A 7,211-nucleotide genomic window follows, 5' to 3' on the forward strand; every position below is an offset into this window, starting at 1 on the left:
CGCGGGCGCAGGTCGGTGCGCTGCCCTGGCCGGAGGTGGCCGACGCGGTCGCCGTCCACCCGCGGATCGGTCGGCCGCCCACCGGCACCGGCCGGGACGCCCAGTGGTCCCGTCGCGAGCAGGCGGCGGCTACGGCCGCTTCCGGCACGGTCGCTTCCGGCCCCGGCCCCGGCACCGTCGCTTCCGGCCCCGGCGTCGCGACCGAACTGGCTGAGGTCAACGACGCCTACGAGCAGCGGTTCGGGTACCGCTTCCTGATCTTCGCGAACGGCCGTGGCGCCGCGGAACTGGTGGCCGCCGCCCGGCAGCGGCTGCACCACGACCCGGACACCGAGCAGGGCGTGGTCCGCACCGAGCTCGGCGACATCGCCGCCCTGCGCCTGCGCCGACTCGTCGACGACCTCGCCGGGCCGGCGCCGCTGTCCAGCCACGTGCTGGACACCACCACCGGCACCCCGGCGACCGGTATCACCGTGCGACTCGACGCTGCCGACCCGGGGGGCGGCTGGCGCACCGTCGCCACCGGACACACCGACGCCGACGGCCGGCTGCGTGACTGGGTGCCGGGCGCCGGCTGGGCCGCCGGCACCTACCGGCTGGTGTTCGACGTGGCCGACCGGCTCGGGGTGGATGCCTTCTACACCGAGATCCCGGTGGTGTTCACCGTCCGCGACGCCGCCCGCCACCATCACGTGCCGCTGCTGCTGAGCCCGTACGGCTACACCACTTACCGAGGGAGCTGACCGGATGGGAATCGTTCTGGGGCCGAACCGGTACGGCAAGGCGCAGACCCGGGTGGTCCGGGTGGACCGGGACGGCGACCGGCACACCCTGCGCGACCTCAACGTCTCCGTCGCGCTCGCCGGTGACCTCGCCGCCACTCACCTCACCGGCGACAACAGCCAGGTGCTGCCGACCGACACGCAGAAGAACACGGTGTACGCGTTCGCCCGTCGTCACGGCGTCGCCAGCGCCGAGGAGTTCGGCCTGCTGCTGGCCCGGCACTTCGTGGACAGCCAGCCCGGCATCAGCCGGGCCCGCGTCGACATCGAGCAGTACGACTGGCGACGGCTGGGGCCGCACTCGTTCGAACGCGACGGCGGCTCCACCCGTACCGTCACGGTCCGCTACGACGGCGACCGGGCGGAGGTGATCGCCGGCCTGTCCGACCTGGTCCTGCTCAACTCCACCGACTCGGAGTTCCGGGGCTACGTCGTCGACCCGTACACCACCCTGCCGGAGGCCGACGACCGGATCCTCGCCACCGCCGTGGACGCCCGGTGGCGCTACGCCGGCACCGCGCCGCCCGGCGGCTTCGACGCCGCCCACGCGGCCGTACGGCAGGCGCTGGTCGACGCGTTCGTCGGCACCTACAGCCGGTCCCTGCAGCAGACCCTGTACGCGATGGGTGAGCGGGTGCTGACCGACCGGCCCGACGTGGTGGAGGTGCGGCTGGCCCTGCCGAACAAGCACCACCTGCTGGTCGACCTGAGCCCGTTCGGCCTGGACAACCCGAACAGCGTGTTCGTCGCCGCCGACCGGCCGTACGGGCTGATCGAGGGCACCGTCACCCGCGACGACGCGCCGCCGGAGCTGGGGCAGTGGTGATCGTCGTCACCGGCGCCGCCGTCGCCACGGTCGACGCCGCCGGCACCGAGCACCGCGACGGGCATCTCGTCGTCGGCGACGACGGCCACATCGCCGCCGTCGGCCCCGGCGACGTGCCCGCCGGCCTGCTCGACACGCTCACCGGCGGGGACCAGCGCCGGGTACGCCGGGTCGACGGCACCGGCTGCCTGGCCACCCCCGGCCTGGTCAACACCCATCACCACCTCTACCAGTGGGCCACCCGTGGCCTGGCCCAGCAGCAGAACCTGTTCGGCTGGCTGACCACCCTCTACCCGGTCTGGTCGCGGATGGACGCCGACACGGTGCATGACGCAGCCGCGGCCAACCTCGGCTGGCTGGCGCTGTCCGGCTGCACCACCAGCACCGACCACCACTACGTCTTCCCCCGCGACGGCGGTGACCTGTTCGCCGCCGAGATCGACGCCGCGCGCCGGATCGGGCTGCGGTTCCATCCCTGCCGGGGTTCGATGGACCTCGGCCGCTCGGCCGGTGGGCTGCCCCCGGACTCCACCGTGGAGGACACCGACGCCGCGCTGGCCGCGACTGAGGCGGCGATCGACCGCTGGCACGACCCGGCGCCGGAGTCGATGCTGCGGGTCGCCGTGGCCCCCTGCTCGCCGTTCTCGGTCACCCCCCGGCTGATGCGCGAGTCGGCCGAACTGGCCCGCCGCCGGGGGGTCCGGCTGCACACCCACCTCGCCGAAACCGTCGAGGAGGAGGAGTACTGCCGGACCACGCACGGCTGCACCCCGGTGCAGTACGCCGAACAGCTCGGCTGGCTCGGCGACGACGTGTGGCTGGCACACGGCGTCCACCTCGACGACGCGGCGGTGGCCCGGCTCGGCGCCACCGGCACCGGCGTCGCGCACTGTCCCAGCTCGAACGCCCGGCTCGGCGCCGGCACCGCCCGGGTGACCGATCTGCTCGCCGCCGGCGTACCGGTCGGCCTGGGCGTCGACGGCGCCGCCAGCCAGGAGGTCGGCCACCTCGGCGCGGAGCTGCGCCAGTCGCTGTACGCGGCCCGGCTGCGCGGCGGGCCGGCGGCGCTGACCGCCCGCGACGCCCTCGCGTTGGGCACCATCGGCGGCGCGCGCTGCCTGGGCCGGGCAGCCGAGATCGGCTCGCTTGAGGTGGCCAAGCTCGCCGACGTCGCGCTGTGGCGGGTCGACGGGCTCGGCCACGCCGGCATCGACGACCCGGTCGCCGCACTGGTGCTCGGCCCACCCGCACCGGTGGAGCTGCTCCTGGTCGCCGGCCGGCCGGTCGTCGAACGCGCCGAGCTGCGCACCGCCGACGCCGCCGACCTGGCCCGCCGGGCCGCCCGCGCGCACCGGGCCCTGATGTCCCCGGCCCCGTCGAACAGGAGTGACCTTTGATACCCCGCAGCCAGGTCGACCCGCTGCCACCTACCGGCGACGTGCTGACCGGCGACGCGGTGGCGTTCCTCGGCGGACTGCACCGTCGGTTCGCCGGCCGGCGGACCGAGCTGCTCGCCGCCCGGAGCCGCCGCCGGGCCGACATCGCCCGCACCGGCCGGCTGGACTTCCGGGCCGACACCGCGCAGGTGCGGGCCGGCAGCTGGACGGTGCCGCCGCCCCCGCCCGACCTGGCCGACCGGCGGGTGGAGATCACCGGGCCCACCGACCGCAAGATGACCGTCAACGCATTGAACTCCGGTGCCCGGGTGTGGCTGGCCGACCTGGAGGATGCGAACACCCCGCACTGGGTGAACGTGGTCGACGGGCAACGCAACCTCGCCGACGCCGTGCGACGCACCATCGAGCTGCGGACCGAGACGAAGACGTACCGGCTCGGCCCCGGGCCGTACCCGACGATCGTGGTCCGGCCCCGTGGCTGGCACCTCGACGAGCGGCACCTCGTCTTCGACGGCGCGCCGGCCGTCGGCGCGCTGGTCGACGCCGGCCTGTACCTGTTCCACAACGCCGCCGAGCTGCTGCGTCGGGGCAGTGGCCCCTACCTCTACCTGGCCAAGACGGAAAGCCACGAGGAGGCCGCGCTGTGGCATGACGTGTTCGTCCATGTCGAGCAGACGCTCGGCCTGCCGGCCGGGAGCATCCGGGCCACCGTGCTGATCGAGACGATCACCGCGGCGTTCGAGATGGACGAGATCCTGTGGGCACTCGGCCCGTACGCCGCCGGGCTCAACGCCGGCCGGTGGGACTACCTGTTCAGCCTCATCAAGAACTTCCGCGACGCCGGTGGGCGGTTCGTGCTGCCGGACCGGGCGGCGGTGACCATGACCGCGCCGTTCATGCGGGCCTACACCGAGCTGCTGGTCGCCACCTGCCACCGGCGCGGCGCGATGGCGATCGGCGGGATGTCGGCGTTCATCCCGAACCGGCGGGACGCCGACGTCACCGCCCGCGCCGTCGACCAGGTCCGGGCCGACAAGAGGCGGGAGGCCGCCGACGGCTTCGACGGGTCCTGGGTCGCCCACCCCGACCTGGTGCCGGTCTGCCGCGAGGTGTTCGACGAGGTCCTCGGCGACCGGCCCAACCAGCTCGACCGGCAGCGCCCGGACGTGTCGGTCACCGCCGCGCAGCTGCTGGACGTCGCCGCCACCGGCGGTGCCGTCACCGAGGCCGGGCTGCGCGCGAACGTCGCCGTCGCGGTGCGCTACCTGGAGGCCTGGCTGCGCGGCAACGGTGCGGTGGCGATCGACAACCTGATGGAGGACGCGGCCACCGCCGAGATCTCTCGGTCCCAGATCTGGCAGTGGATCCGCAATGAGGTACGGCTGCCCGATGGCACCCTGGTGACCGCCGATCTGGTCCGGACCATCGGTGACGCCGAACTCGCCGCGATCCGCGCCGTGCTGTCCGAACCGGACTGGACGGCGAGCCGGTTCCCGCAGGCCCGGGCGTTGTTCGAGGAGGTCGCCCTTGGTCCCGACTACGTCGACTTCCTGACCCTGCCGGCGTACCGGTTGATCGACTGATGGCCCGGCTCGATCCGGCGGTGTACGCCGCGTTGGACGACCTGCTCGCCGACGTCGACGCCGCGCTGCGGGCCCGCTATCCGGGCGAGGCGTCCGGGCGCCAGCCGGTGCACACCGTGTACGTGCCCGCCGACCGGGTCACCGCCGACCTGGTGCCGACCTGGGGTGCGGCGGCGTTGGCCGCGCTGGACGCCCATCCGCCGGCACCGTACCCGGTCGAGCTGGACCGGCGGGTACGCGCCAAACTGGCCCGCGAGCCGGTCGAGGACCTGCGCATCGACGTCGAGGACGGGTACGGCGTACGCGACGACGCCATCGAGGACGCCGACCTGCGGGCCGCGGCACGTGCGTTGACCGAGGCACGGGCCGCCGGCGTGGGCCCACCCCGCGTCGGGGTGCGGATCAAGTGTCTGGAGGCGGCCACCCGGCGGCGGGCGGTCCGCAGCCTCGACCTTTTTCTGGACGCCTGCGCTGGGCCGCCCGACGGCTTCGTGGTCACCCTGCCGAAGGTGAGCCACCCGGCCCAGGTCGCCGCGATGGTCGACGTCTGCGGCCGGCTGGAGCAGGCGTACGGGCTGGTGGACGGGGCGCTGCGGTTCGAGATCCAGATCGAGACTCCGGCGGCGATCCTCGCTCCCGACGGCACCGCGACCGTCGCCCGGCTGATCGATGAGTCAGCCGGACGGTGTGCCGGACTCCACTTCGGCACCTACGACTACGGAACCGCCTGCGGCATCGCCGCCGATTACCTGAGTATGGACCATCCAAGTTCCGACCACGCGAAGGCCGTCATGCAGGTGGCCGCCGCCGGCACCGGTGTACCGCTCAGCGACGGCTCCACCAACATCCTGCCGGTCGGCGACACCGAGACGGTGCGCTCCGCCTGGCAGCGCCACGCCGGCCTGGTCCGCAGATCCCTGGAACGCGGCTTCTACCAGGGCTGGGACCTGCACCCGCACCAGTTGCCGACCCGGTTCGCCGCGACCTACGCGTTCTACCGCGCCGGCCGGGAGCAAACCGTCCGGCGGCTCGACGCCTACCTCGCCCGCCGGTCCGGCGGGATCCTCGACGAGCCGGCGACCGCCCGGGCGCTGGCCCGGTTCCTGCTGCGCGGGCTGGACTGCGGCGCCGTCGACCCGGCCGACGCCGGTTTCGACCGCACCGTACTGACCACCCTGGCCGGTCCGGGCTCCGCCGAGGCCGCTCCGGCCGCCGACCGCGATGCCGGGCCGACCGCCCACCTGCCGACCGCGTCCGGTGAGGAGCCCACCGACCATGCCCGTTGATCTGGTACTGCGGTCCCGCCGCACGGTGCTCCCCGACGGCGAGCGTCCGGCCGCCATCGCCGTCGGGGACGGTCGGATCGTCGCCGTCGCCGACTACCGGGAACACGTGCCGGCGACGGTCGACAGCGACCTCGGCAACGTCGCGCTGCTGCCCGGACTCGTCGACACCCACGTGCACGTCAACGAACCCGGCCGTACCGAATGGGAAGGGTTCGCCACCGCCACGCTGGCCGCCGCCTCCGGCGGCGTCACCACCATCGTCGACATGCCGTTGAACAGCCTTCCGCCGACCGTCGACCCGGCCGCGCTGGCCGTCAAACGGCGGGCCGCCGCCGGGCAGTGCCATGTCGACGTCGGCTTCTGGGGCGGCGCGGTCCCCGGCAACCAGCAGGTGATGCCCGACCTGTACGCCGCCGGGGTCTTCGGGTTCAAGGCGTTCCTTGCCGACTCCGGGGTGCCGGAGTTCCCCCCACTGGACACCGGTCAGCTCGCCGCCGCGTTGGCTGCCGTACCCGCCCTGTTCGTGGTGCACGCCGAACAACCCGACCAGCTCATGGCCGCCGCCTCCTCGACCCGCTACCGGGACTTCCTCGCCAGCCGGCCGCCGGCCGCCGAGATCGAGGCGGTCACCGCCGCCATCGACGTCGCCCGTCGGGTCGGTGCCCGGCTGCACATCCTGCACCTGTCCGCCGCCGGCGCGGTGCCGGTGCTGGCCGCTGCCCGCCGGGCCGGGGTACCGGTCAGCGCCGAGACCTGCCCGCACTACCTGACCCTGGCCGCCGAGGAGATCCCGGACGGCGCCACCGAGTTCAAATGCTGTCCGCCAATCCGGCAGCGCGACAACCAGGACGCGCTGTGGGCAGCCCTGGCCGACGGCACCATCTCGTGCGTGGTCTCCGACCATTCCCCCTGCCTGCCCGCGCTGAAGGCACCCGACACCGGGGACTTCGCCGCCGCCTGGGGAGGCATCGCCTCGGTGCAGATGGGGCTGCCGGCGGTCTGGACCGAGGCCCGTCGGCGTGGATTCGGTCTCGGTGACGTGGTCCGGTGGATGTGCCAGGGCCCGGCCGACCTGGTGGGGCTGCCCGCCAAGGGCCGGCTCACGGTCGGCGCCGACGCTGACCTGGTCGCCTTCGACCCGGCGCCGAGCTACCACGTCGATCCCGGCCGGCTGCGGCAACGGCATCCCATCACCCCGTACGCCGGACGACGCCTGACCGGCATCGTCCGGGCCACCTGGCTGGGGGGGGGGGGGGGGGGGGGGGGGGGGGGGGGGGGGGGGGGGAGGGGGGGGGGGGGGGAGGGGGGGGGGGGGGCGCAAAGCACACCCCAACACC

General features: G+C 74.3%; 6 protein-coding genes. All 6 read left to right on the forward strand.

Annotation, left to right across the window (positions count from 1 at the left end):
* On the forward strand, nt 1–743 hold a 743-nt coding region (gene uraH / locus ACXAHD_RS30495; RefSeq protein WP_475054906.1), incomplete at its 5' end, for a hydroxyisourate hydrolase.
* A 4-nt stretch (nt 744–747) separates the two neighbouring features.
* Nucleotides 748–1,608 carry a factor-independent urate hydroxylase gene (gene pucL / locus ACXAHD_RS30500; protein ID WP_289212922.1) on the forward strand — a complete coding sequence of 287 codons (861 nt, stop codon included), beginning with the start codon at nt 748–750 and terminating at the stop codon, nt 1,606–1,608.
* Nucleotides 1,602–3,005: an 8-oxoguanine deaminase gene (locus ACXAHD_RS30505; protein WP_475054909.1), complete on the forward strand. Its 1,404-nt coding sequence runs from the start codon at nt 1,602–1,604 to the stop codon at nt 3,003–3,005. Before pucL ends, ACXAHD_RS30505 begins: the two co-directional genes overlap by 7 nt.
* Nucleotides 3,002–4,588 carry a malate synthase A gene (aceB, locus tag ACXAHD_RS30510; RefSeq protein WP_289212921.1) on the forward strand — a complete coding sequence of 529 codons (1,587 nt, stop codon included), beginning with the start codon at nt 3,002–3,004 and terminating at the stop codon, nt 4,586–4,588. The genes ACXAHD_RS30505 and aceB overlap by 4 nt, the downstream gene beginning before the upstream one ends.
* Nucleotides 4,588–5,874, forward strand: coding sequence for a DUF6986 family protein (locus tag ACXAHD_RS30515; protein ID WP_289212920.1), 1,287 nt, complete (start codon nt 4,588–4,590; stop codon nt 5,872–5,874). The genes aceB and ACXAHD_RS30515 overlap by 1 nt, the downstream gene beginning before the upstream one ends.
* Nucleotides 5,864–7,211 (forward strand): allantoinase AllB (gene allB, locus ACXAHD_RS30520; RefSeq protein WP_475054910.1); only part of this gene is annotated, 1,348 nt, incomplete at its 3' end. The genes ACXAHD_RS30515 and allB, both read left to right, overlap by 11 nt.

The organism is Micromonospora sp. ABR4_055 (assembly GCF_056160425.1).

Excerpts from the sequence above, each read along its gene's own strand:
- pucL (WP_289212922.1), top strand. The coding sequence starts at position 748 with ATGGGAATCGTTCTGGGGCCGAACCGGTACGGCAAGGCGCAGACCCGG.
- ACXAHD_RS30515 (WP_289212920.1), top strand. The coding sequence starts at position 4,588 with ATGGCCCGGCTCGATCCGGCGGTGTACGCCGCGTTGGACGACCTGCTC.